The sequence below is a fragment of the Sphingomonas sp. 22176 genome (genome assembly GCF_052045505.1).
Lineage (GTDB): Bacteria > Pseudomonadota > Alphaproteobacteria > Sphingomonadales > Sphingomonadaceae > Sphingomonas.
The window spans coordinates 425,938-452,680 of sequence record NZ_JBQEPL010000002.1 but is presented as its reverse complement, the minus strand read 5'-3'; the positions used below and the strand labels follow the sequence as shown (position 1 = coordinate 452,680).

28 protein-coding genes are annotated in these 26,743 nt (G+C 67.3%); 13 read left to right on the top strand and 15 right to left on the bottom strand.

The window, feature by feature from the left end; translation table 11 throughout:
- The first annotated feature begins 91 nt into the window (after positions 1-91).
- Positions 92-994, top strand: a complete 903-nt coding sequence (locus ACTJKY_RS09955) for a hydrogen peroxide-inducible genes activator (protein ID WP_440845784.1) — start codon at positions 92-94, stop codon at positions 992-994.
- Here the strand turns inward: ACTJKY_RS09955 and ACTJKY_RS09950 are convergent.
- The 6 genes from ACTJKY_RS09950 to ACTJKY_RS09925 are packed head-to-tail and all read right to left on the bottom strand — an operon-like array spanning position 991 to position 3,700.
- The gene (locus tag ACTJKY_RS09950) at positions 991-1,305 is read right to left on the bottom strand and encodes a type II toxin-antitoxin system RelE/ParE family toxin (RefSeq protein WP_440845783.1); all 315 of its coding nucleotides are present in this window, start codon (positions 1,303-1,305) and stop codon (positions 991-993) included. The genes ACTJKY_RS09955 and ACTJKY_RS09950 overlap by 4 nt on opposite strands.
- Entirely contained in the window at positions 1,302-1,565 is a 264-nt protein-coding gene (locus ACTJKY_RS09945; protein ID WP_440845782.1) for a ribbon-helix-helix domain-containing protein, read from the bottom strand. The genes ACTJKY_RS09950 and ACTJKY_RS09945 overlap by 4 nt, the downstream gene beginning before the upstream one ends.
- A gap of 33 nt (positions 1,566-1,598) precedes the next feature.
- Positions 1,599-2,036, bottom strand: a complete 438-nt coding sequence (locus tag ACTJKY_RS09940; protein WP_440845781.1) for a molybdenum cofactor biosynthesis protein MoaE — start codon at positions 2,034-2,036, stop codon at positions 1,599-1,601.
- Positions 2,033-2,290, bottom strand: a complete 258-nt coding sequence (moaD, locus tag ACTJKY_RS09935) for a molybdopterin converting factor subunit 1 (protein WP_440845779.1) — start codon at positions 2,288-2,290, stop codon at positions 2,033-2,035. Before moaD ends, ACTJKY_RS09940 begins: the two co-directional genes overlap by 4 nt.
- Entirely contained in the window at positions 2,290-2,844 is a 555-nt protein-coding gene (pgsA, locus tag ACTJKY_RS09930) for a CDP-diacylglycerol--glycerol-3-phosphate 3-phosphatidyltransferase (protein WP_440845778.1), read from the bottom strand. Before pgsA ends, moaD begins: the two co-directional genes overlap by 1 nt.
- 55 nt (positions 2,845-2,899) lie before the next feature.
- Complete coding sequence (locus ACTJKY_RS09925) at positions 2,900-3,700, bottom strand: APH(3') family aminoglycoside O-phosphotransferase (RefSeq protein WP_440845777.1); 801 nt, start codon at positions 3,698-3,700, stop codon at positions 2,900-2,902.
- 110 nt (positions 3,701-3,810) lie between these two features.
- On the opposite strand from ACTJKY_RS09925, the gene ACTJKY_RS09920 reads away from it, so the two are divergent.
- Positions 3,811-5,106, top strand: coding sequence for an MFS transporter (locus ACTJKY_RS09920; RefSeq protein ID WP_440845775.1), 1,296 nt, complete (start codon positions 3,811-3,813; stop codon positions 5,104-5,106).
- A gap of 36 nt (positions 5,107-5,142) precedes the next feature.
- Here the strand turns inward: ACTJKY_RS09920 and ACTJKY_RS09915 are convergent, their stop codons facing one another.
- The 3 genes from ACTJKY_RS09915 to rnr form a co-directional block, all read right to left on the bottom strand.
- On the bottom strand, positions 5,143-5,307 hold the full coding sequence (locus ACTJKY_RS09915; RefSeq protein ID WP_440845774.1) for a hypothetical protein: 165 nt from the start codon (positions 5,305-5,307) through the stop codon (positions 5,143-5,145).
- 245 nt (positions 5,308-5,552) lie between these two features.
- Entirely contained in the window at positions 5,553-6,563 is a 1,011-nt protein-coding gene (locus ACTJKY_RS09910; RefSeq protein WP_440845772.1) for a LacI family DNA-binding transcriptional regulator, read from the bottom strand.
- Between the two features lie 133 nt (positions 6,564-6,696).
- Positions 6,697-8,940 (bottom strand): ribonuclease R, encoded by a 2,244-nt coding sequence (gene rnr / locus ACTJKY_RS09905; RefSeq protein ID WP_440845771.1) that lies wholly within the window; start codon positions 8,938-8,940, stop codon positions 6,697-6,699.
- 130 nt (positions 8,941-9,070) lie between these two features.
- Here rnr and ACTJKY_RS09900 point away from each other — a divergent pair, with 130 nt between their 5' ends.
- Complete coding sequence (locus tag ACTJKY_RS09900; protein ID WP_440845769.1) at positions 9,071-9,217, top strand: hypothetical protein; 147 nt, start codon at positions 9,071-9,073, stop codon at positions 9,215-9,217.
- Here the strand turns inward: ACTJKY_RS09900 and ACTJKY_RS09895 are convergent.
- Complete coding sequence (locus tag ACTJKY_RS09895; protein WP_440845767.1) at positions 9,201-9,800, bottom strand: TIGR02466 family protein; 600 nt, start codon at positions 9,798-9,800, stop codon at positions 9,201-9,203. The genes ACTJKY_RS09900 and ACTJKY_RS09895 overlap by 17 nt on opposite strands.
- Positions 9,800-11,044: a threonine ammonia-lyase gene (locus tag ACTJKY_RS09890; RefSeq protein ID WP_440845765.1), complete on the bottom strand. Its 1,245-nt coding sequence runs from the start codon at positions 11,042-11,044 to the stop codon at positions 9,800-9,802. The genes ACTJKY_RS09895 and ACTJKY_RS09890 overlap by 1 nt, the downstream gene beginning before the upstream one ends.
- Before the next feature lie 58 nt (positions 11,045-11,102).
- Here ACTJKY_RS09890 and ACTJKY_RS09885 point away from each other — a divergent pair, with 58 nt between their 5' ends.
- Together ACTJKY_RS09885 and ACTJKY_RS09880 are read left to right on the top strand one after the other, a co-directional pair.
- Positions 11,103-12,758, top strand: a complete 1,656-nt coding sequence (locus ACTJKY_RS09885) for an amidohydrolase (RefSeq protein WP_440845763.1) — start codon at positions 11,103-11,105, stop codon at positions 12,756-12,758.
- Between the two features lie 5 nt (positions 12,759-12,763).
- Entirely contained in the window at positions 12,764-13,411 is a 648-nt protein-coding gene (locus tag ACTJKY_RS09880) for an HPP family protein (RefSeq protein WP_440845762.1), read from the top strand.
- 37 nt (positions 13,412-13,448) lie between these two features.
- On the opposite strand, the gene ACTJKY_RS09875 is transcribed toward ACTJKY_RS09880, so the two are convergent.
- The 4 genes from ACTJKY_RS09875 to ACTJKY_RS09860 all read right to left on the bottom strand — a co-directional run bounded on the left by ACTJKY_RS09875 (position 13,449) and on the right by ACTJKY_RS09860 (position 16,770).
- Positions 13,449-13,844 (bottom strand): diacylglycerol kinase family protein, encoded by a 396-nt coding sequence (locus tag ACTJKY_RS09875; protein WP_440845760.1) that lies wholly within the window; start codon positions 13,842-13,844, stop codon positions 13,449-13,451.
- A 105-nt stretch (positions 13,845-13,949) separates the two neighbouring features.
- Positions 13,950-14,657 carry a response regulator transcription factor CtrA gene (gene ctrA, locus ACTJKY_RS09870; RefSeq protein WP_066722241.1) on the bottom strand — a complete coding sequence of 236 codons (708 nt, stop codon included), beginning with the start codon at positions 14,655-14,657 and terminating at the stop codon, positions 13,950-13,952.
- 134 nt (positions 14,658-14,791) lie between these two features.
- Positions 14,792-15,862 carry an AI-2E family transporter gene (locus tag ACTJKY_RS09865; RefSeq protein ID WP_440845758.1) on the bottom strand — a complete coding sequence of 357 codons (1,071 nt, stop codon included), beginning with the start codon at positions 15,860-15,862 and terminating at the stop codon, positions 14,792-14,794.
- Complete coding sequence (locus ACTJKY_RS09860) at positions 15,859-16,770, bottom strand: LysR substrate-binding domain-containing protein (protein WP_440845756.1); 912 nt, start codon at positions 16,768-16,770, stop codon at positions 15,859-15,861. The genes ACTJKY_RS09865 and ACTJKY_RS09860 overlap by 4 nt, the downstream gene beginning before the upstream one ends.
- Positions 16,771-16,883: 113 nt before the next feature.
- On the opposite strand from ACTJKY_RS09860, the gene ACTJKY_RS09855 reads away from it, so the two are divergent.
- The 8 genes from ACTJKY_RS09855 (at position 16,884) to ACTJKY_RS09820 (ending at position 26,702) form a co-directional block, all read left to right on the top strand.
- Positions 16,884-17,582 carry a pirin family protein gene (locus ACTJKY_RS09855; RefSeq protein WP_440845755.1) on the top strand — a complete coding sequence of 233 codons (699 nt, stop codon included), beginning with the start codon at positions 16,884-16,886 and terminating at the stop codon, positions 17,580-17,582.
- A gap of 51 nt (positions 17,583-17,633) precedes the next feature.
- A complete protein-coding gene (gene wrbA / locus ACTJKY_RS09850) occupies positions 17,634-18,236 on the top strand; it encodes an NAD(P)H:quinone oxidoreductase (protein ID WP_440845754.1) in 603 nt (200 codons plus the stop codon).
- Between the two features lie 204 nt (positions 18,237-18,440).
- Complete coding sequence (locus tag ACTJKY_RS09845; RefSeq protein ID WP_440845753.1) at positions 18,441-19,100, top strand: RluA family pseudouridine synthase; 660 nt, start codon at positions 18,441-18,443, stop codon at positions 19,098-19,100.
- Positions 19,093-19,494, top strand: a complete 402-nt coding sequence (gene arfB / locus ACTJKY_RS09840; RefSeq protein ID WP_440845752.1) for an alternative ribosome rescue aminoacyl-tRNA hydrolase ArfB — start codon at positions 19,093-19,095, stop codon at positions 19,492-19,494. The genes ACTJKY_RS09845 and arfB overlap by 8 nt, the downstream gene beginning before the upstream one ends.
- 192 nt (positions 19,495-19,686) lie before the next feature.
- Positions 19,687-20,169: a GAF domain-containing protein gene (locus tag ACTJKY_RS09835; protein ID WP_440845751.1), complete on the top strand. Its 483-nt coding sequence runs from the start codon at positions 19,687-19,689 to the stop codon at positions 20,167-20,169.
- Between the two features lie 306 nt (positions 20,170-20,475).
- A complete protein-coding gene (locus ACTJKY_RS09830) occupies positions 20,476-23,154 on the top strand; it encodes a TonB-dependent receptor (RefSeq protein WP_440845750.1) in 2,679 nt (892 codons plus the stop codon).
- A 69-nt stretch (positions 23,155-23,223) separates the two neighbouring features.
- Positions 23,224-25,557, top strand: coding sequence for an alpha-N-acetylglucosaminidase (locus ACTJKY_RS09825; protein WP_440845749.1), 2,334 nt, complete (start codon positions 23,224-23,226; stop codon positions 25,555-25,557).
- On the top strand, positions 25,554-26,702 hold the full coding sequence (locus ACTJKY_RS09820) for an acyltransferase family protein (protein ID WP_440845748.1): 1,149 nt from the start codon (positions 25,554-25,556) through the stop codon (positions 26,700-26,702). The genes ACTJKY_RS09825 and ACTJKY_RS09820 overlap by 4 nt, the downstream gene beginning before the upstream one ends.
- The last annotated feature ends 41 nt before the right edge of the window (positions 26,703-26,743 follow it).

Below are 26,743 nucleotides of genomic sequence, written 5' to 3'. Positions count from 1 at the left end.
CGCCCTGCGGGAGGGGGAGCACTTTATCTCTGCGCTTCCCATGTTCGATCTAGCCACTATATGCCCGATCGACCATCGAGAGAGGCGATCAGTGGCGCAAACCTACCTCCCTACCCTCAAGCAGCTGCAATATCTGGTGGCGCTGCATGACGCCGGCCATTTCGGCCGGGCGGCGGAGGCGTGCTTCGTCACCCAATCGACCCTGTCTGCCGGCATTCGCGAACTGGAGACGCTGATCGGCGTGGTGCTGGTCGAGCGCACCCGCCGCGTGGTCCGCTTCACGCCGCTGGGCGAGCGGATCGTCGACAAGGCCCGCCGCGTGCTGCGCGAGGCGGACGAGCTGGGCGACCTCGCCCGCGCCGCCGGCCGTCCGCTCTCCGGCGAGATGCGGATGAGCGTGATCCCCACCATCGCGCCGTTCCTGCTGCCGCGCATCCTGCCGCGGCTCCGCCAGCAATATCCCGACCTCAAACTCTATCTGCGCGAAGAGACCAGCGGCCAGGCCTGCGAGGCGCTGAACCATGGCCGCACCGATTGCGTGCTGCTTGCTTTGCCCTTCTCCTGCGGCGACGTGGAGAGCGCGCGGCTGTTCGACGACCGGCTGTTCGTCGCCTTCCGTGAGGGCGAGATGGACCCCACCGGCACGATCCATCCCAACGCGATCGACGAGACGCGGCTGCTGATGCTGGAAGACGGCCACTGCCTGAAGGACCATGCACTGGCCGCCTGCAACCGCCCGGAGATGCGCGCCGAGGCGACGATGCTCGGCACGTCGCTCCACACCATGGTGCAGATGGTCGACAACGGCCTGGGGGTTACGATGCTGCCGGAGATGGCGGTGGACGCGGGCATCCTGGAGCATACCTCGGTCAAGGCGCGGCCGCTGGATTCCGCCAACGCCTCGCGCAACATCGCGCTGGTCTGGCGCAAGGCCTCGCCCCGCGAGCGCGATTTCCGGCTGCTCGCCGACGTGCTGATCGCGGCGCGGACCTAGGGCTCCCAGACGGCGCGGAACTGTTCGAGCTGGTGCATCCGCTCGTGGAGGATGGTGACGATGCGGAGCCGGTCGTCGCTGCGCATCCGCCAATAGACGAAGTGGTGCCCGCAGCGGCAGAAATAGCCGTCCGCACCAAATTCGGCAGCGACCCTGCGCCACACCACCCGACGACCGACAATCGCGTCAAAACACTCAAAGAGTTGTAAATAGTACCGATCCGCTTGCTCGCGCCCCCATGCTGCATGGGTGTAGGCATAGATCTCGGCGATCTGCTCCTTGGCGAGCGGCGAAAGCTGGTAGCGGCTCATCCGTGCCGCTGCCGCAGCTCTTCGAGAAAGGTGTCGCGGTCGACCTCGACATAGTCCTCGTCGGGGGTGGCGAAGGCGCGCTGCAGCTCGGCCTTCAGCGTCTCGAACATCTCGCGCTCCACCCGCTCCTTGTCGCGGCGGATCAGGTCGCGGACATACTCGCTGACGTTTTCGTAGAGCCCGTCCTCGCCGACATTGCGGGCGACGAAGTCGCTCAAGGGGCCGGAGACTCGAACGTTGAGGTTCATCGCCTTGGTCATAGGCGTACAGATATCATGGAATATCCTGTACAGCTACGCCCAGCCGGCAGCCGCCTCCGTATCGGTGGCGCGCGGTTCCACCCAGCGCGTGCCCCCCGCCAGCCATTCGCGCTTCCAGAAGGGCGCGTCGGTCTTGAGCCGGTCGATGAGATAGGCGCAGGCCTCCAGCGCCTCGCGCCGGTGCGCCGCCGCTGTGCCGACGAACACGATCCGCTCGCCCGCGGTCATCTTGCCCACGCGGTGGACGATGGTGACACCAAGCAGGCTCCAGCGGTCGATCGCCGCCTCAGCCAGCGCGCACAGCGCCGCCTCGGTCATGCCGGGATAGTGTTCGAGCTCCAGCGCCTCGACGCCGTCATCGGTCCGCACGACGCCGGTGAACGTCGCGACGCCACCGGCCCCGCGCTCTTCCAGCGCCGCAACTTCGACGCCCAGCTCGATCGGCGCGGGATCGACCGAGACGCGGATCATCCGCCCGTCACCGGCGGGAAGATCGCCACTTCGCGCGCGTTGCCCAGCAAGGCATCCAGCGGCACGAAGCGCTGATCGATCGCGGCGCGCAGCTTTGCGGGCTCGGCAAAAGCGGCGGCATGGCCGGCGCTCTGCCGCGCGAGCCAGTCGATCAGGTCGGCGACGTTGCGCACCGCCGCGGGCGGATCGACCTGCTCCTCGCCGGTCCCTACCGCCTCGCGCACCCAGGCGAAATAGAGCATCGAAATGATCATCAGCTGTCCATGTGGCTCAGGCCGACGCGGAGATAATCCCAGCCGGTGATCGCGGTCAGCACCGCCGCGCCCCACAGGGTGGTGAGCCCCACCACCAGCACCCATGGCCATTCGGGCACCGCGCCCGAAAGGATCAGCGCGCCCAGCGACACTAGCTGCAGCGTGGTCTTCCACTTGGCGAGACGGGAGACCGGTACCGATACCTGGATGCCGCCCAGAAACTCGCGCAGGCCCGAAACCGCGATCTCGCGCAGCAGGATCACCAGCGCGGCAATGACGTGCCAGTCGGCGATCACCCCCTTGCCCACCAGGATCAGGATCACCGCAGCGACCATGATCTTGTCGGCGATCGGATCGAGGAACACGCCGAGCTTCGACACCGTGCCCTGCGCGCGCGCCAGATAGCCATCGAAATAGTCGGTGATGCCCATCAGGCAGTAGAGCGCGAAGGCGATCGCATATCCCGGCGTCCAATGCGGCCACCATAGGAATCCCACCAGTAACGGCACCATGAAGATGCGCGACAGGGTGAGAATGTTCGGCAACGTCAACATCAGCAAAGCCCTAGCACCGGCATCGGCCCAGCGGGAGAGCCAAAGGCAGACACGTTCAGAAGAATTCGTCGAGACGGAGATGGAAGTCGAGCTTGGCCGAATCAAGCGCGATTCCATAGGCTTGCAGCATCGCCGCAGCGGCATCGTCGCCGAATTCGGCAAGGCTGTGCCAGAGGATGGCGAGGTCCTGCCAGGGATCGGCGATACCCACCCGTCCCAGATCGATGCAGCCGATCACTTCGCCATCCACCACCAGCAGATTGTCGAGCGAGAAGTCGCCATGCGTCACCACCCGGTCTAACGCGGCAGGCATGGCGGCGAGCATCTCGTCCCACACGACCTGCGCCGACTGGCCCAGGCGTGCATCATCGAATTCGTCCTCCTCGACCAGCCCGGCGTCCATCCGATCCTTCGCCGCCGCCAGCCGCAAGGCATGGTCCGCGTTGAACGGGCAGCGCTCGGCCGGGATCGCGTGCAGCCGCCGCAGGAAACGCGCCAGCGATTCCGCCAGCGCTGGCGCCGCGACGGGATCCGCCTCCAGCAGCTGATAGGCGGTGCGGCCGGGCAGCCGCCCGGTGAGCATCCAGCCACCGCCCGCCTCCAGCCCGAAGCCGTGCAGCAACGGCACGGGCAGGTACGCGCCCAGCCAGCGCAGCCGCGCCATCTCGTCGACCAGATCGGATAGCGTCTCCGCCCCCGCCACCTTCAGATAGAGGTAGTTTTCTCCCGTGCGGGCCAGCCGATAGACGGCACAGCCGGACTCGCCGACCTGATCGCGAAACCAGGTCCGCCCCGCTACCGCTGCAGCCCGACCCGCCGGCACCGCCACCGGCTCGATCGCCACTTCCCTGCCCATGTTCCTCTCCCGTTCCACACCGTACCGATTAATCGATTGAAGCCGCGCCCGCCCCCCGGTATGCCGCCCCTTCACCATGCGGAAGACCGCAGCAGGGGAGCTTTTATCGAATGATCGGTGCGCTCGGGCTCATGAAGGAGCGCCGGTTCCTGCCCCTATTCATCACGCAGTTCCTGGGAGCGTTCAACGACAACCTCTTCAAGAACGCGATGATCTTTTTCGCGACCTACCAGATTTTCAACTCGGTGGAGCAGGAAACGCGGTTCAGCGCGATCGCCACCGGCATCTTCATCCTGCCCTTCTTCCTCTTTTCCGCGCTGGCAGGACAGCTTGCCGATACGCATGACAAGGCCAAGATCATGCGGATCATCAAGGCGGCCGAAGTCGGCATCATGCTGGTCGGCGCGACGGGCATCTTCCTCAAAAGCCTGCCGCTGATGCTGGTCGCGCTGGTCGGCATGGGGGTGCATTCCACCTTCTTCGGGCCGATCAAATACGCGGTGCTGCCGCAGCATCTGGCCGAAGACGATGTGCTGGGCGGCACCGGCATGATCGAGGCGGGCACCTATGTCGCGATCCTGTTCGGCACGATCGCAGGCGGCCTGATCAGCGCCCATGCCGCCGCCTTCGCAGTGATCGGCGTCGCCGTGATCGGCTGGCTAGCCTCGCTCCAGATCCCGCCCGCGCCGCCGCTGACCCATCTGGAGATCGATCTCAACATCTTCCGCGCCTCGGCCCGGCTGATCTCCGCCACCATGCATATCCGCCGGCTGTTCCTCGCGATTATCTCGATCAGCGTGTTCTGGTCGATCGCCGCGGTACTCGGCGTGCTGTTCCCGCCGCTCGTCAAGAACGTGTTCCACGCCCAGAAGGACGTGGCGAGCGTGTTCCTCGGCATCTTCTCGATCGGCATCGCGATCGGATCGGTGATCATCAACAAGCTGCTGAAAGGCAACGTATCCGCGCGCTACTGCGTGCCCTCGGTGCTGGCGATGACCGTGTTCGTCATCGATTTCCACTTCACCGCCCGCTACTGGCCGGTCCACGAAGGGCCGCTGCTCAAGACGATGGACTTCGTCCAGATGCCCGCGGCCTGGCATGCGCTGGGCGACCTGATCATGATCGCCACCACCGGCGGCATGTTCGTCGTGCCGCTCTACGCCTTCCTGACGACCACGGTCGAAAAGTCCCAGACTGCCCGCACCGTCGCGGCGAACAACGTCGTTAATTCCGGCGCGATGGTGCTGGGGTCGGTCGGCATCTTCGCCTTCACCCGCATTCCGGGCATCGCGGTGGAGGATGCCTTGTGGGTGGTGGCGGCGCTGGCGCTGGCCTCGGCCTGGTGCGCGCGCAAGCTGCACAAGGAAGGCGATGTGCCGCGCGGCCGCGACATCTGCCCGAACTGACCGGCCCTATGGCAGGCCGGTCGATAGCAGGCCGGCCTATAGCAGGAACGTGTAGAAGCAGACGAAGAAGGCCGTGAAGCTCAGCGCGAAAAGCTTCACGTCGCCGTCTTCGCTCGCCTTGCGCTGGCGCGCGACCACCTCCCGGACGTGCCGGCGGAACGGATGGCGGCGGGTGCCGCGTAGGGCAAACGGCTGCTGCATGGCATGAGGTTAACGCGCCGTTTACGATTTCGACCAGCGGCAAGCATGGTTAACGGCGTCCCGGCGCGGGATGGCGCGCTTGGCGCCTTTGCAATCCTCCCCCGCCAGGGGGAGGTGGCGCCGAAGGCGTCGGAGGGGGAGGATGCCAGAGCCTCTCCGCCGGCGTGCTTCCTCCCCCTCCGTCAGGCCTTCGGCCTGCCACCTCCCCCTGGCGGGGGAGGATACGCTAACGCTTGGAAGGAAAATCAGCTCTTGGGCGCGGGGCCGGTCGTCGCGCGCACCATCAGCTCGTGCTCCAGCATCACCTGCGGCGTCACCGCGTTCCCCGACAGCATCAGATCCGCGGCGGCATAGGCCAGCTCGCGCACCGGCTGGCGGATGGTGGTGAGCGGCGGCCAGACCGCGCGCGCCAGATCCGAATCGTCGAACCCGGCGATCGACATGGCATCGGGCACGGCGATGTCCGCCTCGTGCGCCGCTGCCAGCGCGCCTGCGGCCATGTCGTCATTGCCCGCGAAGATCGCGGTCGGCCGCGGCGTGTGGCCGAACAGCGCCCGCGCTGCCGCGCCGCCCGAGGCGAAGCTATAGTCGCCGGCGATCACCAGCGCCGGATCGAAGGCGATGCCGTGCGCCTCCAGTTCCTGCCGATAGCCGGCCAGACGGTCGGCGGAGGAAACATGGCTCTCGGGGCCACGCACGAACGCGATCTTGCGGTGGCCGAGCTGGAGCAGGTGCCGGGTGATCTCGCGCGCCGCCGCGACGTCGTCCATCGTCGTCGCCAGCCCATGATCCTTGCGCAGGCCGGGCGCGATCCGGACATAGGGCAGCTTGCGCTTGTCCAGCGCCTCGAGCAGCTCGGGCATCTCGGTCAGCGGCGGCGACAGGATCAGCCCGTCGAGATGCGCCTCGTCGACCAGCGCCAGCACATCGGGCACCAGGTCCGGCGCGGCGCTGTCGATCGGCTGCATCAGCAGGCGGTAGCCCAGCTCGTGGCAGCGCTCCAGCGCGCCCGACTGGATGTGGAAGACGTAGTAGGGGCTGGGATTGTCGTACAGCAGCGCGACCTGGAACGAGCGCCGCCCCGCCAGCGTGCGCGCGGCGTGGCTCGGCCGGAAGTTGAGCTGCGCCACCACTTCCTCGACGCGCCGCCGCGTCTCGTCGCTGACATGTTTTTCGTTGTTGAGCACGCGGGAGACGGTCTTGAACGACACGCCGGCGATCTTCGAAACTTCCTTGATCGTCGGACGGCCGGCCATTCTCACTCCTTCGCTGACAAACGTCATATCGGCATTGCAACATGCTCTTTGCGACAGCTTGTAGCGCGGCCGTTCCGGCTTTGCACGGATTTTGGACAGCGCTGCCAGGCCCCCGGCCCGGCAGCACCTCGCCTCAGCGTTTGCGCCCGTTGTGGCGGATGTTGCCCGGTCGGCCCCGGCGATGGATCACCCGCTTGGGTGCCCCCTTGCCCGGCCGGCCGGTCCGCTGCGGACCGCCCGCGGAGCCCTTTCCGTCGGGCAGTTCGAAGCGCAGCGCGCCGGAGACGGGGTTCGCCTCCACCAGCCGCAGCTCGATCCGCTGGCCGAGGGTGAATGCCTCGCCGCTATGTTCGCCGACCAGCCGCTTGCCGGCTTCGTCGAAGTGGAAATACTCGGCACCCAGGTCGCGCGCCGCGACCAGCCCGTCACCGCCCACCCCTTCGACGGTCGCGAAGAATCCGAAATTCTGCACGCCGGTGATCCGCGCCTCCATCACCTCGCCGATATGCGCGGCGAGATAGGCGGCGACATAGCGGTCGATCGTCTCGCGCTCGGCCTCCATCGCGCGGCGTTCGAGCTGGCTGATCGACTGGCCGATCCGGTCCATGCTGCCGGCTTCTTCCGGCGTGAGCCCGCCCGGCCCCAGCCGATAGGCGTCGACAAGCGCACGGTGGACGATCAGATCGGCATAGCGGCGGATCGGCGAAGTGAAGTGCGCGTAGGAGCCGAGCGCCAGGCCGAAATGGCCGACATTCTCGGGGCCGTAATAGGCCTGGGTCTGGGTGCGTAGCACCTGTTCCATCACCTGTGGGCGGAACTCCTCCTCGCCCACCCGATCGAGGATGCGGTTGAACGTGGCGGGGCGGATCACCTGGCCGAGCGCGAACTCGATGTCGAAGGTCTTGAGATATTCCTTGAGCGCGGTGAGCTTCTCGCGCGCCGGCGGCTCGTGGATGCGGTACATCACCGGCGTCTTCTTCGCCTCCAGCGCCTTGGCGGCGGCGACGTTGGCGGCGATCATGTAATCTTCGATGAGCTTGTGCGCATCGAGCCGCTCGCGCGGCGCCACCGAGAGGATGCGGCCTTTCTCGTCGAGCACGATGCGGCGCTCGGGCAGGTCGAGGTCCAGCGGCTCGCGCTTGTCGCGCGCGGCGTTGAGCGCGTGCCAGCAGTCCCACAGCGGGCGGAGGGCAGTTTCGGTGAGCGGATTCTCGAGATCGCCGTCGATCGCCGCCTGTGCGTCTTCATAGGCGATGTTGGCTGCCAGCCGCACGACCGCGCGGGTGAAGCGCCAGCTCTTGAGCGCACCGCTCTTGGTCACCTGCAAATGGCAGGCGAGCGCGGCGCGGTCGACGTCTTCCTTCAGCGAGCAGACGTCCGCCGACAGCACCTCCGGCAGCATCGGCACGACGCGATCGGGGAAATAGACCGAATTGCCCCGCTTGCGCGCCTCGCGGTCCAGCTCCGAGCCCGGGCGGACGTAGAAGGACACGTCGGCGATCGCGACGATCGCCTTCCAGCCGCCCTCGTTGGCGGGATCGTCGTCGGGGGTCGCCCAGACGGCATCGTCATGGTCACGCGCATCGGCGGGGTCGATCGCGACGATCGGCAGGTGCCGCAGGTCCTCGCGTCCGTCGCCCAGCGGCTGCCTGGCCACCCGCTCGGCCTCCTCGAGCAGCTCTTCAGAGAATACACTGGGAATGCCGTGGCGATGAATCGCGATCAGCGAGAAGCTGCGCGGCGCGAAAGGATCGCCCAGCCGCTCGACCACCCGCGCGGTGATTCGCGGCGGACGGCCGGCCTTTTCGGCCAGCACCAGGTCGCCGGGCTCGGCACCGCCCGCGTCGGACACCGGCCAGCTGCGCCGCTCCTTCTTCTCGACGCCCTGCAGCCAGAGCTTGCCGCCTTCTTCGTGGAGCACTCCGAGCATCAGCTCCTCGCCGCGGGCGAGCTGCTTCATCGGGTGCGCGATCCAGCCGTTGCCGGCCTCTTCGGTGCGCGCGAGGATGCGGTCGCCCACCCCCAGCGCCGAGCGCTTGCCGCGCATCTCGCGGACGCGCAGGCGCGGTGCGGGGACATGCTCGGCTTCCCAGCGCTCGGGCACCGCCCAGGTGGTGTCGCCGTCGGCGTCGGTGATCCGCAGCACGGTCACCTTGGGCAGCCCGCCCATCTTGTGGAAGGCGCGGCCGGGAGCGACGTCGATCAGCCCCTCGTCGCTCATGTCCTTCAACAGCGCCTTGAGCAGGATCTTGTCCTGCGCGCTCAGCCCGAAGGCCTTGGCGATCTCGCGCTTGCCGGCGGGCGTGTCGGAGGATGCGATGAAATCGAGAATCTGCTGCCGCGTCGGCAACCCTGCGCTTGTTCTGTTCTTAGCCATTGGCCCCCAACATAGGCGCGATCGGCGCGAACGTCACCTGCGGGCTCCGTAAAAGCGCGGGATGCACCGTGGTAAGCGCTGCGTTCACTATAATGGACTGTGGATCCTGTGTCGTTTGAGGAGTCCGTCCATGGCTATTTCGCGTTGTCTGTTGATCGGTGCCGCGCTCGGCACCTGCGTCGCGTTCGTTGCACACGCCACGAACCCGCATCCCGCCAAGCCCGTGCGCCCGGTGATGCAGGTCGCGGCGCTGGAGCGCGCTACCAGCGATAGTTGAAGCTGACGCTGATCCGCTTGTCCTTGGCCGCACCCGGCGGGACTTCGTGACGCAGCCAGCTTTCCCACAGCAGCACCGTGCCGACGTCCGGCACCACTTCGATGAAGGGCTGGAGCGATTCCGGCGCATCGGGCAGGCGGGTCGGCGCGGCCATCATCATCGCGAGGCGCGGGTCCTCGAGCTTGAGCCCGCGCGCGCCCTGCGGCAGCGCCACATAGACCGTGCCCGAGACGACGCTGTGCGGATGGATATGCGCGCCGTGCCCGCCCTTGCCGTCGAGCACGTTGACCCACAGGCTGTCGAGCTTGAGCTTGCGCCCGGCGAGGTCGAACGCGCAAGCCTCGGCGAACTTCGCGACATGCTTGTCGAGCAGCCGCTTCAGGTCGGCAAAGGCCGGATCGCGGATCGGCAGGTCGTTCAGCGAGGCATAGCTGGTATAGCCGCGATAGTGGTTCTCGCGGCACCAGCGACGGCCGGCGGTATCGTCCTCGGCCAGTTGCAGGCACGAGGCCTCGAGGTCGGCGATCAGCGCGTCGTCGCCCAGCGGCTGCTGGTAGAGCAGAGTCGAAAACAGCGTGCGCATCAGGCGGACTCGACCATGCTCACTTCATACTGCGCGCGGCGCAGCGCGGTGATCAGCCGGTCGAGATGGTTGCGATCGCGCGTCTCACACTCGATGTCGGTCACCAGGCCCTTGGCGGGCAGCGAGGTGAACACCCGCTGGTGATAGACCTCAATGATGTTGACGCCCTGCTCGTGGAAGATCCGCGCGACATGGAACAGCGCGCCGGGCCGGTCCTGCAGCCGGATGCGCAGGCGCGCGAGCCGGCCCGAGCGGGCAAGGTCGCGCAGCAGCACGTTGGCGAGCAGCCGCGTGTCGATATTGCCGCCGCACAGGATGGTGCCGACGGTCTTGCCCTTGAAGCGCTCCGGCTCGGACAGCAGCGCGGCGAGGCCGGCAGCCCCTGCCCCTTCCACCACCGTCTTCTCGATCTGGAGCAGCAGGCTTACCGCCTCCTCCAGTCGGCGCTCGCCGACCAGCACGATATCGTCGACCAGCGCCTCGACGATCTTCGCGGTCATATTGCCGGGGTACTTCACTGCAATGCCCTCGGCGAGGGTATCGCCCGCGCACGGCATCTCGGTGTGGTGCACCCGGTTGTACATCGAGGGGTAGAGCTCGGCCTGGACACCCAGCACTTCGATCGGCCGGTCCTGCGCCTTGGCCACCACCGACGCGCCCGAGATCAGCCCACCGCCACCGATCGGCACGACCAGCGTATCGATGCTCGGCACGTCCTCGAGCAGCTCCAGCGTCGCGGTGCCCTGCCCTGCGATCACGCGGGGATCGTCGAACGGGTGGATGAAGGTGAAGCCGCGCTCCGCCTCCAGTTCGCGCGAATGCTGGTAGGCGGCGTCGAAGGTCTCGCCGTGCAGTACGACATTGGCGCCATGCCCTTCGGTCTGGGTGACCTTCACGATCGGCGTGTTCTTGGGCATCACGATCGTGCTGGGGATGCCCAGCCGCGTCGCATGATAGGCGAGGCCCTGGGCATGGTTGCCGGCCGACGCCGCGATCACGCCCTTGGATCGCGCTTCGCCATCCAGCTGCAGCAGCGTGTTGAGTGCGCCGCGTTCCTTGTAGGCGGCGGTGAACTGGAGATTCTCGAACTTCAGATACACGTTCGCGCCGGTCAGCTGCGAGAGCGTGCGGCTGTGCAGCGTGGGCGTGCGCACCACCGCGCCCGAAATTCGCTCCGCCGCGGCCCGAACATCGGCGATGGACACGGGGAGCGAGGCGGGCGCGTTTGCTGCTTTGGTAGCCATGATCCTGTCCGCCTAGACCATCTGGCGCGGCAGGGGAACAGGCCCTATGCCCTCGCCCATGTTCACGCGCCTCAAGCGGCTTGCCGCCGCCACCGCCCTGCTGCTCGCGCCCGCCGCCCAGGCCGATGGAATCGTTGACAATGTCAACGGCATCACGCTCGATGCCCAGGGCGCGGTGGTGCGTTTCCAGGCGCTGCAGATTGATCCCTATGGCAAGGTGGTCGCGGTCTATGCCAAGGGCCAGAAGCGGCCGAAGAAGCTGGTCTGGCGGCTCGATCTGAAGGGCGCGACGATCGTGCCGGGCATGATCGATGCGCACGGCCATTTCATGGGCCTCGGCTTCCAGCAGCTCCAGCTCGACCTGTCCGCCACCACCAGCCTCGACGACGCGCTCGCGCGCATCGGTGACTATTCGGCCAAGAGCCGCGCGAAATGGGTGCTCGGCCGCGGCTGGAACCAGGAAGCCTGGAAGCTCGGCCGCTTCCCCACCGCCGCCGATCTCGACCGCGCGGTGAGCGACCGGCCGGTGTGGCTGGAGCGAGTCGACGGCCATGCCGGCTGGGCGAACAGCAAGGCGCTCGAACTCGCCGGCATCACCGCCGCGACCAAGGATCCCGCCGGCGGCCGGATCGAGCGCGACGCGAGCGGCAAGCCCACCGGCGTGCTGGTCGATGCCGCGACCGAACTGGTCGCCAAAGTCGTGCCCCAGCCCACCCCGCGCGAGCGCAACGCGGCGTTCCTGGCGGCCCAGCAGAAGCTGCTCTCGCTCGGCATCACCGCGACGGCCGACATGGGCACGACGGTCGACGATTGGGAGACGATGCGCGGCATGGCCGATAGCGGCCAGCTGTTCGTCCGCATCATGAGCTATGCCCACGGCGTCGACACCGCGCTGCGCGTGGCCGGTGCCGGGCCGACGCCCTGGCTCTATGGCGACCGGCTGCGGATGGGCGGCATCAAGCTCTATGCCGATGGCGCGCTCGGCTCGCGCGGAGCGTGGCTCAAGGCCGACTATAGCGATGCGCCGGGCAACAAGGGGCTGGGCTTCCTCACCGACGACCAGCTGCTCAACCTGATGGCGCGCGGCGCGATGGACAATTTCCAGATCGCCGTCCACGCGATCGGCGACCGCGCCAACCAGCAGGTGCTCGACGCGATCGAGATCCTGTCCGAGACCTACAAGGGCGATCGCCGCTGGCGGATCGAACATGCCCAGATCATCGATCCCAAGGACCTGCCGCGCTTCGCCAAATATGGCACCATCGCCTCGATGCAGCCGGTCCACGAGACCAGCGACCGGCTCATGGCCGAGGCGCGGCTCGGGCCCGACCGCCTCACCGGCGCCTATGCCTGGAAGACGATGCTGCGCAACGGGACGCACCTCGCCTTCGGGTCAGACTATCCGGTCGAGAGCCCCGATCCCTGGGCCGGCTGGGCCGCGAGCTTCACCCGGCAGGACGCGAGCGGCAACCCGCCGGGCGGCTGGCGCCCGGAGGAGAAGCTGACCCGCGAGGAAGGCTGGGCGGGCTTCACCATAGGTGCGGCCTATGCCGGGTTCGCCGACGACAAGATCGGGCGGCTTGCCCCGGGTCTTTGGGCCGATTTCCTGATACTCGACCGCGATCCGCTGACCGTCTCGCCTGCGGAGCTGCGCGGCACCAAGGTGGTCGAGACCTGGGTCGGCGGCCGCCGCGCCTGGGGCGCGAAGCCCTAAGCGCGATGTTCCGTCTGGTCATGGCCGGCGCGCAGTGGCGCGACCGGATCGGCGCGGCGCTGGGTGGCGCCATCGGGATCGGGGTGACGGCGTGGGTATCGGCGCTCGCCGGATTTGACCGCACCACGACGATCCTGCTGGCGGCGCCGATCGGGGCGTCGGCGGTGCTGGTGTTCGCGGTGCCGTCCAGCCCGCTGGCGCAGCCGTGGCGGGTGATCGGGGGCAACGTGATCTCGGCGCTGGTCGGGCTAGCGGTGGCCTGGTGGCTGGGCCACGGCGCGCTGGCGGCGGGAGTCGCGGTGGGGCTTGCGATTCTCATCATGTCGCTGACCCGTAGCCTCCACCCGCCGGGCGGCGGCACGGTGCTGCTGCCGGTACTGGCGCCCGCCGTGCTGGCGCAGGGGCTCGGCTTCGTGCTGCTGCCGATCGGAGTGAACGCGGTGCTGCTGACGCTGTGCGGGCTGCTCGTCCACCGCGTCACCGGCCACAGCTACCCCCACCGGGTGCAGCCCGCCCCGCCCGCGCCAGGCCTGCTGGCGCAGGACATCGACGCAGCGCTGGAAGAGGCCGGCGAGGCGTTCGACGTCAGCCGCGAAGACCTGCTGGCGCTGCTGGCGCGCGCCGAACACCATGCGACGGCGCGACGCGGGTGAAGCCTGCTCAAGCCCCTGCCCTGAAGGGAGGGGCTATTTAGATCAGTACCCGCAGCAACGGGGGGCCGAGCGTCAGCACCCCGATCGCCGCCGCCGCGAGCGACGCCACCAACACCCCGCCTGCCGCCAGATCCTTGATGCGGCCTATCGCGGGATCGAAGTCCGGGCAGATCCGATCGCAAAGGTCCTCGATCGCCGTGTTGAACGCCTCGGCCAGCCATACCAGCGCGATGGCGAGGACGAGCCAGCGCCATTCGGCGAGCGACAGCCGCAAGGCCGCCCCAGCGCCCGCCGCGCATAGCGACGCAGCCAGATGCACCCGCGCATTATGCTCCTCGCGCACCAATAGGCGCAGCCCCCGGATCGCGTAGCGGAAGCTCTTCAGGCGCGAGGCGATACGGAAGCCTTTGTGGGGGTCGCTGGAGTCCTGCATCCGATCAGCGTGGCCGATCCGCCCGCTTCCAGCCAGCCCCGAAACGAAAAAGCCGCCGTCACCGGAAAGTGACGACGGCCCTGCCCCTGCGTGATCTCGGGAAAATCAGGCGACCTGGGTATCGGCTTGCATCGCCTCGTCCGGCTCGCGCAGCACATAGCCTCGGCCCCAGACGGTCTCGATGTAATTGTCGCCCTCGCATGCCATGCTGAGCTTCTTGCGCAGCTTGCAGATGAAGACGTCGATGATCTTGAGTTCGGGCTCGTCCATCCCGCCATAGAGATGGTTGAGGAACATCTCCTTGGTAAGCGTGGTGCCCTTGCGGAGCGAGAGCAGTTCCAGCATTGCATATTCCTTGCCGGTCAGGTGCACGCGGGCGCCGTCGACCTCGACGGTCTTGGCGTCCAGGTTCACCGCCAGCTTGCCGGTGCGGATGACCGACTGCGAATGGCCCTTCGAGCGGCGCACCACGGCGTGGATGCGGGCGACCAGCTCTTCGCGGTGGAAAGGCTTGGTGACGTAATCGTCGGCGCCGAAGCCGAACGAGCGCACCTTCGAATCCATCTCGCTGATGCCGGAAAGGATCAGCACCGGGGTCTGCACCCGCGCGGTGCGCACCTTCTTCAGCACGTCATAGCCGTGCATGTCGGGCAGGTTCAGGTCGAGCAGGATGATATCGTAATCATACAGCTTGGCGAGGTCCAAACCTTCCTCACCGAGGTCGGTCGTGTAGACGTTGAACCCTTCGCCCGAAAGGATCAGTTCGATCGCCTTGGCTGTGCTAGGCTCGTCTTCGATCAGCAGCACGCGCATTGCCGGTTCCCCTGTCCACACCACACGACGTAGCCCCGATGCCCGACGCGCTGGACGCTTCATTAACCTAAGCGTCAATGAAGCCGAAAGGTTAATTTCTCGTAAGTCGGGCAGTTCCGCAAGCCCCGGGGAATCTACGCATTGGGTTCGGACGTATCTGTCGAAACCGCTGGCCGGACGTCGATTTCCTCGCCCAGAACCTCCCGGAGATAGAGGCTGCGCACGAGGGTGAAGATCACCACCAGCAGCGCGGCGGAGAAGAACAGGCCGAACAGCCCAAAGACGAAGCCGATGCCGATGATCGCGAACAGCGTGACGGCCGGCGGGATCGCGATCACCCGGCTCTGCACGAAGGGGGTGAGGAAGTTGGTCTGGATGATTCGCACGCCGGCGAAGACCAGCAGGCAGCCGATCAGCGCCCCCGATCCCCCGGTCGCGGCAAGGCCCAGTGCCGGCAACATCGCCGCGGTGGGGCCGACATAGGGGATGAACTCGCTCAGGCCCGCGAGCAGGCCCAGCGCGGCCGGGGACGGCACGCCCGCGATCCACAGGCCCAGCCCGACCAGCAGACCCATGCTGGTCATCAGGATCAGCTGGGTGCGCAGCCACAGCCGCAGCGTGGTGCCCACGTCGGCCAGCGCATCGGCAAAGGCGTCGCGCGTGTCGCCCTTGGGGACCAGCAGCAACAGCCCGCGCAGATAGACGCCCGGATCGGCCGCCATGAACAGCGCGCCGACCAGCAGCAGCAGCGCATTCAGGAACAGCTCGAAGGAGCCGAGCGCAAAGCCGCTCGCATCGCGGGCGACTCGGGAGCCGGCGAACGCCGCCTCGGCCGCGTCGTACAGCTTCGCCGCCACCGGGCTTTCCTGCGCCCAGGCCTTCAGCCGCGTGACCAGCTGCGGGATCGAACGCACCAGCGCCTCGACCTGCGGGCCGAACTGCACCGCGAACAGCCAGACGAGGAAGCCGATCGCCGCGAGAACGGTCAGCATCGACGCCACCACCGACCAGCGCTTCGGCACCCCGAGCTGGGCGTAGCGATCGCCGATCGCGCGGATCACCACCGCGCCCAGCACGGCGCCGAAGGTGAGGATCAGCAGGTCGGCGGCGCGCACGAGCGCGACTACCACTGCCCCCACGACAAGCAGGATCAGGACGCGGCGGATGAACCGCGCATCGGCATCGTCTGGAACGAGTCGTTTCACGCGTGCCGAACGCAGATGCTGCGCAAGCGCTCCGTAAGAAACTCGATCAGCGCTTCCACCCGCACCGGCCGGCGCGATCCCGGCGGCGTGACGAGATGGAGGCCCACCGCACCGGCGACCCAATCGGTCAGCACCGCCTCCAGCCGCCCTGCCGCGATTTCGGCATCGACCAGGAAGCCCGGCAACCGCGCGATCCCCAGCCCGGCTCGGAGTGCCGGCAGCATCGCCTCGCCATTATCGGTGCGCAGCGGCCCCTCGACGCGCACCGCCGCTTCCTCGCCCCCCGCCTTCTTGAAGCGCCAGACCCCTGGCGTCGCTGTGTTGGTGTAGACGAAGCAGGCGTGACGGGCGAGGTCGGCGGGATGCTGCGGGCGCCCGGCACGCTCGAAATAGCCCGGGGCGGCGACGACATGGATGGTCACCGGTCCCAGCCGCCGCGCGCGCAGCGAGCTGTCCGGCAGCTCCGCAATGCGCAGCGCCACGTCGATCCCCTCGCCGACGATGTCGATGAACGCATCTGAGAGCGTCAGCTCCACCTTGATCTGCGGGTGCGCGATCATGAACTCGGCGATCAGGCCGGAAAGGTGCCGCGCCCCGAAGGTGAGCGGCGCCGCCAGCCGCACCACGCCCGAGGGCGCGCTGGCGCTTTCGAACGCGGCCTCTTCCGCCGACTGGCCGTCTTCCAGGATGCGCTGGGCATGTTCGGCGAGCTGCTGGCCGCTGTCGGTAAGCGTCAGCCGGCGCGAGGTGCGGTGGAACAGCGCGGTGCCCAGCCGCTCTTCCAGCCGGGTGATCGCCTTGGAAACCGTCGCCTTGGAGACCCCCAGCGCCAGCGCCGCACCACTGAACGAACGGTGCTCGACCACGCTGGCGAACACCGCCCAGGCCTCGAAATCCGGTAGCTTCATCCCCGCGTCTCCTGCTCGGGGGAAGCCATATCACGAAACGATTGGTTTCCAACGTTTCCGTTTACGTGGTGATGCCGATGCCTATCTTGGTGGCAACAGATGGGAGATCAGCGATGATCGACAAACGCAGTTTCGAAAGCCTGGGCGGTGCCGATCACGGCTGGCTCAAGGCCAAGCACCATTTCAGTTTCGCCGACTATTACGACCCGTCCCGCATGGGCTGGGGCGCGCTTCGGGTGTGGAACGACGACGAGATCGCGCCCAATTCGGGCTTCCCGCCGCACCCGCACCAGAACATGGAAATCATCACCTATGTCCGCTCGGGTGCGATCACCCACCAGGACTCGATGGGCAACAAGGGCCGCACCGAGGCGGGCGACGTGCAGGTGATGAGCGCCGGCACCGGCGTGCGCCACGCGGAATATAATCTCGAGCCGGAAACGACCCGGATCTTCCAGATCTGGATCCTGCCGCGCGAGGCCGGCGGCCAACCGAGCTGGGGCGCCAAGCCCTTCCCCAAGGGCGATCGCTCGGGCCGCTTCGTCACGCTGGCCTCCGGGTTCGCCGACGACAAGGACGCGCTGCCGATCCGCGCCAATGCCCGCGTGCTCGGTGCGACGCTGAAAGCCGGCGAGAGCGTCACCCACAGCGTCGGCGAAGGCCGCCACGCCTATCTCGTTCCCGCCGCCGGTGCGATCACCGTGGACGGAGACGCGGTGAACGCCCGCGACGGCGCGGCGCTTTCGGGCGGCCGGACCGTTACCATCACCGCCGTTCAAGACGCCGAGATCGTTCTCGTCGATTCCGAATAACCGGGGGCATCTGCGCCCGTTCCTCCTCCACCCGCACCGGGAGTTTCTGCCATGACCAAGATCCTCGTTCTCTATTACTCGTCCTACGGCCACCTCGCGACGATGGCCGATGCCGTCGCCGAAGGCGCCCGCAATGCCGGTGCCGAAGTGGACGTGCGCCGCGTCGCCGAGACCGCACCGGCAGAAGTCGCGCAGGCCGCCGGCTTCCGCGTCGACGACAGCCACCCGCTGTTCGACGATCCCAACCAGCTCGCCCAGTATGACGGCATCATCGTCGGCTCGCCCACCCGCTTCGGCCGCATGGCCAGCCAGATGGCGGCGTTCTGGGACAAGGCCGGCGGCGTGTGGTTCCAGGGCCAGCTGACCGGCAAGGTGGGCGCGGCCTTCACCTCGACGGCCTCGCAGCATGGCGGCCAGGAGACGACCCTGTTCTCGATCCTGACCAACCTGATCCATTTCGGCATGACCATCGTCGGCCTCGACTATGGCTTCCAGGGCCAGATGGGCGTCGACGAAGTGAAGGGCGGCACGCCCTACGGCGCGAGCACCCTCGCCGATGGCGACGGCAGCCGCCAGCCGAGCAAGGCCGATCTCGACGGCGCCCGCTATCTCGGCGCCCGCGTCGCCAACACCGCGACCAAGCTGAAGGCATAACCTATTGAAGATCCTCCCTGAAAAGGGGAGGGGGACCGCCGCCGCAGGCGGTGGTGGAGGGGTGTCCCCGCTGCGGTGCGCGTACCAGGCCGCCGCCGGGGACACCCCTCCGTCAGCCCTTCGGGCTGCCACCTCCCCTTGCAGGGGAGGATTTTGTAGGTGCTCCGGACTCGCGCTACTGAAGAACCCCGCTATATCGCCTCCATGTTCAAGGACCGGGTACTCTTCATCGACGGCGAAGCGCTGATCATCGACAAGCCGGCGGGCCTTCCCGTCGATCGCCCGCGCGATCGCAGCGAGAGCCTGGAGGATCTGCTCGAGCAGCTGACCTTCGGCTTCGAGCGCCTGCCCGTTCCCGTCCACCGCCTCGACCGCGACACCAGCGGCTGCCTGCTGCTCGCCCGCAACCCCAAGGCGATGAAGCGCTTCGGCCAGGCCTTCGAGGCGGGCCAGGTGACCAAGCGCTATGTCGCGATTCTCGACGGCGTGCCGGAGGCCGAGACCGGCGAGATCGACCTGCCGCTCGGCAAGGTCTCGACCATCGAGGAAGGCTGGCGGATGACGCACGACCCCAAGGGCAAGTCCGCGCGCACCCGTTGGAAGCGGATGGAAGTGCATGACGGCCGCGCGCTGGTCGCCTTCTATCCGGAGACCGGCCGCACCCACCAGATCCGCGTCCATGCGCTCGAAGGCATCGGCATCCCCATCGTCGGCGATCCCGTCTATGGCAGCGGCGGCCCCGCGCTGATGCTCCACGCCCAGTCGATCACTGTGCCGCGCCCCGGCAAGCCCGACGTGCATGGCGACGCCCCCCTGCCCGCCCGCTTCCACCATATCGGCTTCGGCCGACCGCCCCATGGCTGAGATCCCCGACGCGGCGATCATCGAGGAGAAATTCCTCGCCGCGACGGGCCCCGGCGGGCAGAACGTCAACAAGGTGGCGACCGCGGTGCAGCTGCGGGTGGACGTGTTCCGGCTGGGGTTGTCGCCCTACGCCTATGAACGGCTGAAGGAATTGGCCGGCACGCGGATGACCTCGGCGGGCGAACTGCTGATCACCGCGCGGCAATACCGCACCCAGGACGCCAACCGCACCGACGCCCGACAGCGCCTGTCCGACCTGATCGGCAAGGCCCATGAGCGCCAGGCGAAGCGGATCAAGACCAAGCCGAGCAAGGCCGCCAAGGCGCGGCGTGTGGATGCCAAGAAGGGGCGATCGGCGGTAAAGGCCGGGCGGGGCAAGGTATCAATGGACTGACAGGGAAGCGTATCCTCCCCCGCCAGGGGGAGGTGGCGCCGAAGGCGACGGAGGGGGAGGGATGCCAGAACGGCAGCCGTCGTGCTTCCTCCCCCTCCGAGCCGCTTCGCGGCCCACCTCCCCCTGGCGGGGGAGGATACGCTTCAAGGACGCCCCCTCGCACCCGCCGCCGCGATCGCCTACATCGCGACCATGTACAGCTTCGACATCACCGCCGACACCAAGGCCGAGCTCTATCGCGACCTTGCCGCCGCCCTCGATTCGCTGACCGCCGAGGAGCCTGATCCCATCGCCAACATGGCGAACGTCTCGGCGCTGATCGGCCAGTATCTGCCCGATCTCAACTGGTCCGGCTTCTACCGTAACCTGAACGACGAGCTGGTGCTGGGCCCCTTCCAGGGCAAGGCGGCCTGCATCCGCATTCCGTTCGGCAAGGGCGTGTGCGGCGCGGCCGCAGCGACGCGCGAGACCCAGCTGGTCGAGGACGTCCATGCCTTTCCCGGCCATATCGCCTGTGATGCGGCCAGCCGCTCGGAACTGGTGGTGCCGATCGTCCACCAGGGCGAACTGCTCGGCGTGCTCGATCTCGACAGCCCCCTGCCTGCGCGCTTCGATGCCGGCGACGCGGCGGGCTGCGAGGCGCTTATGCGCATCCTCGCCCCCCGCATCGCCTGATCTGACCCTCCCGCACCAGCACGCGGTTTCGCCGGACCTGTTGCGGTTCGGCGACACCCTGTTTTATGCTTTTTATCTAGGCACTTGATCGATCTCCGTCGCTACGCGTCAGGCAAAGAGGTAATACCACCATTTGTTTTTGTATTGAATTGGCCTTGACACAATAGGACCGATATCGACCAATACCCCCTGCAGCGCCCGAGTCAGAACAGAACGCCTCGGGAGGGCAACGGGCGCCGCACTGAACATTGGGTTCAAGCAATCGGGGGAAATGAAATGCCGACAGATCACATTCCGGGCGCGCGCATGCAGCGGATCGCGCGAAGCCTGTTGCTCGCATCCGGCTGCGCCGCCGCGCTCGGTTTCGCCACGGTTGCCCAGGCGCAGACCGATGCAGCACCTGCGGGCCAGGACGGCGGCGAGATCGTCGTCACCGGCATCCGCGCCGCGATCGACAACGCCATCGACGCCAAGCGCAAGGACACGCGCGTCACCGACGGCATCTCCGCCGAGGATCTCGGCAAGTTCCCGAGCGAGAACATCACCGAGGCGATCCAGCGCATCTCGGGCGTGCAGATGTCAAACATCAACGGGCGCGGCGCCACGATCAGCATCCGCGGCCTGGGTCCGCAATATGCGATGACCACCGTCAACGGCCAGACCTTCAAGAGCGCCGACTTCACCGACGGCTTCCGCTACGACATCATCCAGACCGAACTGGCCAACGCGATCCAGGTGATCAAGTCGCCGACCGCGGACATGGACGCCGGCGGGCTTTCGGGCACGGTCAACATCCAGACCACCAAGCCGCTCGATTACAAGGAGCGCCAGCTGGTCCTGTCGGTGAAGGGCCAGAACTCCGAATATGCCGGCGGCAAGATCACGCCGAAGATCAGCGGCAGCTATGTCGACCAGTTCGCCGACGGCACGCTGGGCGTGTACGTCAACCTCGGCTACCAGAAGCTGAAGGACCGCGCCGACTATTTCTGGATGGACCGCTGGGCCACCCAGAAGGTCGCCGGGACCACCATCACCGTGCCGCGCCGCCCGCGCTATCGTCGCCTCGACCGTGATACCGAGCGGCTGATGGGCAGCGGCGGCGTCCAGTGGCGCCCCAGCGACCGTATCGAGATCGATGCGAGCGCGATCTATGCCAAGGACAATACCGATTACGACCTGAACCAGCAGGTCTTCCTGTTCAACACGTCCAGCATCACCGGCAGCAACGTGGTGAACGGGGTCGCGACCAAGGCGACCGCCACCAACTTCACCATGGAAAACAACCGCCAGCACGAGGACCGCAACCTCGTCAGCCAGGACTATACGCTGTCCGGCAAGTGGACGGGTGACGATGGCTGGTCGGCGCGCACGGTGTTCAACTACACCAAGGGCACCACTTATCAGCGGGAAGCCGCCGCGATCCTGGGCGTGAACATCCCCACCGCGACGATCGACTTCTCCGATCCCAATGCGGTGAAGTACACGGTGGGCACCGACCTCACCAGCACCGCGCTCTACGCCCCGTCGACGCTGACCCGGAACGAATATCCGAACGGTGCCACCCGCAAGATGGCGTCGAGCGAGGCCTCGGGCCAGGCGGATCTGTACAAGGAAGTGTCGTTCGGGCCGATCACCAAGCTCAGCGTCGGCGCCAAGTATCGGCACGAAATCTTCAGCCGCTATGTCAGCCGCCACGACATGATCGCGCTGGCCAACCAGCCGGCACCGTCGAGCCCGATATTCCCGGCGATGGCGATGACCAACTATCCGGTCAGCGGCTTCCTCAACGGCAGCAGCCTGATCCCGGGTGCGTGGATCGGCCCGGATCTCGGCGCCTATGACAAGGCGCTGGCGGCGGCGGGCATCACCGTGCCGGACATCTTCGCGCCGGAAGCCAGCTACCATGTCGATCGCTTCATGCCGTCGACCTATGCGATGGCGGATATCGACACGACGGTGGGCGGCATGACGCTGCGCGGTAATCTGGGCGTGCGCTACGAGCACACCAAGCAGAAGGTGCAGGGGAACATTACCGCCCCGCGCACCGGCAGCTACACCGAAGTCCAGCAGAAGGTTGGCGAATACAGCGTCGACCAGAGCTACGACAATGTGCTGCCCAGCCTGAACCTGGTGCTGGAGCCGACCCGCACGGTGCAGGTGCGCTTCGCCGCGGCCAAGGTGCTGGTGCGCCCGATCATGGATAGCAACACGTCCATGGCACAGACCACCAGCAGCGCGCCCAACACCTCGCCGCCGAACACCAGCACGATCACGGTGGACCTCGGCCAGGCGGGCCTCAAGCCGCTGACCGCGAACCAGCTCGACCTCGGCGTCGAATGGTACCCCACCCGCTCGAGCTCGATCGCGCTGAACGGCTTCTACAAGTGGATCAAGAACGGCACCTTCTCGCGCCTGATCTGCCCGCCGTCGTTCAACGGCACCGCGCTCACCAATTCGGGCAATGATTGCGTCGACGCCAAGGGCAACATCTACGACATCACCCAGACGTCCAACGATCCCAGCACCATCAAGGTGAAGGGCTTCGAGGTCAGCTGGAACCAGTCGTTCGATCGTATCCTGCCGCTCGACGGCTTCGGCCTGCTCGCCAACTTCACGCGGGTCTACCCGCAGAAAGTGGCGATCGGCACGGGCTACACCATCCGCAACCTGTCGAAGGTGACGTGGAACGTCTCGCCCTATTGGGAGAACGAGCAGTTCAACATCCGCCTCTCGGTCAACCACCGCAGCAGCTATGAGCAGAACAACGCCGACAGCTTCTTCGCCCGCGAAGGCCATGTCGTGAAGGGACGCACCCAGTTCGACCTGAGCGGCGGCTATGCGCCGACCAAGTGGCTGAGCTTCGCCGCCGGCGTGGTGAACCTGAACAACAGCCGGGAGGAGGCCTATTACAAGGACTCCGCCGTGTGGCAGGAAAGCAGCTTCTACGGACGCAGCTTCTACCTGTCCGCGACGCTGAAGATGTAACACGCAAGTGGGGGCGACGCCGGGATGCCGGCGCCGCCCCCGATCGTTTCGATATCTGGAGAGTCTGACTTGGTCGTATCCGCCGCCCGCCGCCTGCCCCTTCTCGGTCCGGTCGCGGCCGCCTTCGTCCTCGCCACCCCTGCCGCGGCGCTGCCCGACCGGCCGGCATCCGCCGCCGCGCCGCAATCGGAGACCGCCGCCGCACGCGCCGTGCTGGCGCGGCTCGGCGTCGATACCGCCAAGATCGACCTCGCGCTGGTCCCCGGTGCAACCCCGCAGTTCCGCGCCCGTACCGCCGCCGGGCGGCTGCGCATCGAAGGCACCTCGCCGGTCGCGCTGGTGCGCGGCGCCGCCCGCACGCTGGGCGCGCAGGGCAGCCTGTTCGTCTCGTGGGAAGGCGTCCGCACCCGCACGCTGGCGCTTCGCGACGGCTATGACAGCGGCATGGTCGCCTCGCCCTTCTCGCTGCGCGCCTATCTGAACACCTGCACCTATGGCTACACCACCCCCTGGTGGAACTGGGGCCGCTGGGAGCGCGAAATCGACTGGATGGCCGCGCACGGCGTCGACACGCCGCTGGCGATGGAGGGGCAGGAATATGTCTGGCGCGCGCTATGGCGCGAGCAGGGCATGAACGACGCCCAGATCGCCGACGGCCTCTCCGCCGCGCCCTTCCTGCCCTGGCAGCGCATGGGCAACATCGCCGGCTATCGCGCGCCGCTCTCGGCCAACTGGATCGAGAAGAAGCGCGTCCTGCAACGCCAGATCCTCGCCCGGATGCACGCGCTTGGCATGAAGCCGATCCTGCCGGCCTTTTCGGGCTATGTGCCGGAGGCGTTCGCCAAGGCGCATCCGGAGGCCAAGATCTACCAGATGCGGCAATGGGAGGGCTTCCCCGGCACCTATTGGCTCGACCCGTCCGACCCGCTGTTCGCCAAGCTCGCCGCGCGTTTCCTGCAGCTCTACACGGCGACCTACGGCCCGGGCGACTATTACCTGGCCGACGCGTTCAACGAGATGGTCCCGCCGATCGCCGAGGACGGCAGCGACGCCCGCGCCGCCACGTATGGCGACGCCATCGCCAACACCGCGGCCACCCGCGCCGCCGCCCTCCCCAAGGAGGTGCGCGATGCCCGGCTGGCAGCCTATGGCGAGCGGCTCTATCGCTCGATCACAGCCGCCGCGCCCAATGCCACCTGGGTGATGCAGGGCTGGCTGTTCGGCGCCGACAAGGCGTTCTGGACGCCCGACGCGATCGCCGCCTTCCTCTCCAAGGTGCCCGACGAGCGGATGCTGATCCTCGACATCGGCAATGACCGCTATCCCGGCATCTGGAACGCGACCAAGGCCTTTTACGGCAAGGGCTGGGCATACGGCTATGTCCACAATTACGGCGGCAGCAACCCGGTCTATGGCGACCTGAATTTCTACCGCAGCGACATCACCGCCGCGCTGGCGAACCCCGGGCATGGCCGGATGCGCGGCTTCGGGCTGTTCCCGGAAGGGCTGCACAGCAACAGCATCGCCTATGCCTATGCCTATGACCTCGCCTGGGGCGAGATCGACGCCAAGGGACAGGCCCGGCCGCTCGACGCCTGGATCGGCGACTATACCAAGGCCCGCTACGGCAAGACCTCGCCCGCGCTGGTCGCCGCCTGGGACCAGGCGATCGCCGGCGCCTACACCACCCGCTACTGGACGCCGCGCTGGTGGCACGAGCAGGCCGGTGCCTATCTGCTGTTCAAATTCCCCAGCCTGGATGGCGCGGACTATCCCGCTGCCCCCGGCGACCCGGTGGCACTCCGCGCCGGAATCGAAGCCCTGCTCGCCCAAGCGCCGCAGCATGCGGGCGAGCCGCTCTACACTTATGACGTGGTGGACCTCGTCCGCCACTATGCCAGCGTGAAGCTCGACGACCGGCTCAAGACCGCCGTCGCCGCCTACAAGGCCGGCGACCTCGCCACCGGCGACCGCGCGGCCGCCGCGGCCGAGACGCTGGCCAAGGATATCGACGCCATTGCCGGCAACCAACAGGAAACGCTGGGCAGCTGGCTCGCCGACGCCGCCGCCTATGGCGACACCCCCGCCGAGAAGGCAGCGTTCGTGGAGCAGGCCAAGGCGGTCGTCACCGTCTGGGGCGGCACCGGCCACCTTTCCGACTATGCCTCGCGCGCCTGGCAGGGGCTGTATGCTGGCTATTACTGGCCGCGCTGGCAGCGCTTCCTCACGGCCCAGCGCGCCGCCGCTGCCGCCCACACGCCCTTCGACGCCAAGGTCAGCGCCGCCGCGATCCGCGATTGGCAGGCCGCCTGGCTCAAGGACGGCAAGATGTGGGCGCGCCAGCGCCCCGCCCAGCCCTTAGCCCTTGCCCGCACGCTCCTCGCAGAAAGCGACGCCCGATGACCGAAACCCAGGCTAACACCGTCGCCGCGCTCGCCGGCAAGCCGCGCTTCCTCGCGCTCGACGTGTTTCGCGGCGCGACGATCTTCCTGATGATCCTGGTCAATACCTCGGGACCCGGGGCCGCGCCCTACCCGCAGCTGGTCCATGCCAAGTGGTTCGGCTTCACCCTGGCGGACCTGGTGTTTCCCACCTTCCTGTTCGCGATGGGCAATGCGATGAGCTTCGCCTTCCGCAAGCCGGTGGCGACCGGGCCGTTCCTCGCCCGGCTGTTCAAGCGCGGCGCGATCATCTTCGTGCTCGGGTACCTCATGTACTGGTTCCCCTTCGTCGAGCAGGGCGCACACGGCTGGGAGCTCAAGCCCTTCGCGCTCACCCGCGTGCCGGGCGTGCTCCAGCGCCTCGCGCTCTGCTATGTGCTGGCCGCGCTGCTGATCCGCTGGCTCAAGCCGCGCCAGCTGCTGCTCGCCGCGATCGCGCTGCTGCTCGGCTATTGGGCGATCCTGCTGGCGTTCAGCCCGCCGGGCATGGCCTACGACAAATATGCCAATATCGGCACCCAGATCGACCTGTGGCTGCTGGGACCGGGCCATCTTTACAAGAAGGATGCCGGCTTCGATCCCGAAGGCCTGCTCGGCACCCTGCCCGCCACCGTCAACGTGATCGCGGGCTATCTGGCAGGCCTCGCCATCGTCCAGGGCGGCGACCTGCGCCGCACCGTCGGCCGCATGGCGCTGGTCGGCGTCGCGCTGGTGCTGGCCGGGCTCGCCTGGTCGCCCTGGTTCCCGATCGCCAAGAAGCTGTGGACCGGCTCCTATGTCCTGCTCACCGTCGGGCTCGACCTGCTGCTGCTCGGCGGCGCGATCTGGCTGATCGAAATCGCCGGATTCAAGCGCGGCACCCGCTTCTTCACCATCCTCGGCCGCAACCCGCTGGCGATCTACCTGTTCTCCGAGCTGTTCGTAACCGTGCTGGGGATGATCCCGGCGGGCGAGCATGGCGGCGCCTATGATGCGGCCGGTGTCGGCGTTTTCCAAGCCATCGCGCCGGGACCGTTCGGCTCGCTGCTTTGCGCCTTTGCCTATACGATGCTGTGCTGGACAGTGGGCTGGTGGATGGACCGCAAGGGGCTGATCCTGAAGGCCTGACAAGACAGTTTTATTTCAAATAGTTGATCCGCATCAGTCGG

Coding starts and splice junctions, on each gene's coding strand:
- ACTJKY_RS09830 (WP_440845750.1), top strand. CDS start 20,476: ATGCAGCGGATCGCGCGAAGCCTGTTGCTCGCATCCGGCTGCGCCGCC.
- ACTJKY_RS09820 (WP_440845748.1), top strand. CDS start 25,554: ATGACCGAAACCCAGGCTAACACCGTCGCCGCGCTCGCCGGCAAGCCG.
- ACTJKY_RS09925 (WP_440845777.1), bottom strand. CDS start 3,700: ATGGGCAGGGAAGTGGCGATCGAGCCGGTGGCGGTGCCGGCGGGTCGG.
- ACTJKY_RS09940 (WP_440845781.1), bottom strand. CDS start 2,036: ATGATCCGCGTCTCGGTCGATCCCGCGCCGATCGAGCTGGGCGTCGAA.
- ACTJKY_RS09875 (WP_440845760.1), bottom strand. CDS start 13,844: ATGCAGGACTCCAGCGACCCCCACAAAGGCTTCCGTATCGCCTCGCGC.
- ACTJKY_RS09950 (WP_440845783.1), bottom strand. CDS start 1,305: ATGAGCCGCTACCAGCTTTCGCCGCTCGCCAAGGAGCAGATCGCCGAG.
- ACTJKY_RS09860 (WP_440845756.1), bottom strand. CDS start 16,770: ATGAAGCTACCGGATTTCGAGGCCTGGGCGGTGTTCGCCAGCGTGGTC.
- ACTJKY_RS09835 (WP_440845751.1), top strand. CDS start 19,687: ATGTACAGCTTCGACATCACCGCCGACACCAAGGCCGAGCTCTATCGC.
- ACTJKY_RS09845 (WP_440845753.1), top strand. CDS start 18,441: ATGTTCAAGGACCGGGTACTCTTCATCGACGGCGAAGCGCTGATCATC.
- ACTJKY_RS09945 (WP_440845782.1), bottom strand. CDS start 1,565: ATGACCAAGGCGATGAACCTCAACGTTCGAGTCTCCGGCCCCTTGAGC.
- ACTJKY_RS09910 (WP_440845772.1), bottom strand. CDS start 6,563: ATGGCCGGCCGTCCGACGATCAAGGAAGTTTCGAAGATCGCCGGCGTG.
- ACTJKY_RS09885 (WP_440845763.1), top strand. CDS start 11,103: ATGTTCACGCGCCTCAAGCGGCTTGCCGCCGCCACCGCCCTGCTGCTC.
- moaD (WP_440845779.1), bottom strand. CDS start 2,290: ATGATCATTTCGATGCTCTATTTCGCCTGGGTGCGCGAGGCGGTAGGG.
- wrbA (WP_440845754.1), top strand. CDS start 17,634: ATGACCAAGATCCTCGTTCTCTATTACTCGTCCTACGGCCACCTCGCG.
- ACTJKY_RS09915 (WP_440845774.1), bottom strand. CDS start 5,307: ATGCAGCAGCCGTTTGCCCTACGCGGCACCCGCCGCCATCCGTTCCGC.
- ctrA (WP_066722241.1), bottom strand. CDS start 14,657: ATGCGCGTGCTGCTGATCGAAGACGAGCCTAGCACAGCCAAGGCGATC.
- ACTJKY_RS09895 (WP_440845767.1), bottom strand. CDS start 9,800: ATGCGCACGCTGTTTTCGACTCTGCTCTACCAGCAGCCGCTGGGCGAC.
- ACTJKY_RS09920 (WP_440845775.1), top strand. CDS start 3,811: ATGATCGGTGCGCTCGGGCTCATGAAGGAGCGCCGGTTCCTGCCCCTA.
- ACTJKY_RS09880 (WP_440845762.1), top strand. CDS start 12,764: ATGTTCCGTCTGGTCATGGCCGGCGCGCAGTGGCGCGACCGGATCGGC.
- ACTJKY_RS09900 (WP_440845769.1), top strand. CDS start 9,071: ATGGCTATTTCGCGTTGTCTGTTGATCGGTGCCGCGCTCGGCACCTGC.
- ACTJKY_RS09890 (WP_440845765.1), bottom strand. CDS start 11,044: ATGGCTACCAAAGCAGCAAACGCGCCCGCCTCGCTCCCCGTGTCCATC.
- pgsA (WP_440845778.1), bottom strand. CDS start 2,844: ATGTTGACGTTGCCGAACATTCTCACCCTGTCGCGCATCTTCATGGTG.
- rnr (WP_440845771.1), bottom strand. CDS start 8,940: ATGGCTAAGAACAGAACAAGCGCAGGGTTGCCGACGCGGCAGCAGATT.
- arfB (WP_440845752.1), top strand. CDS start 19,093: ATGGCTGAGATCCCCGACGCGGCGATCATCGAGGAGAAATTCCTCGCC.
- ACTJKY_RS09855 (WP_440845755.1), top strand. CDS start 16,884: ATGATCGACAAACGCAGTTTCGAAAGCCTGGGCGGTGCCGATCACGGC.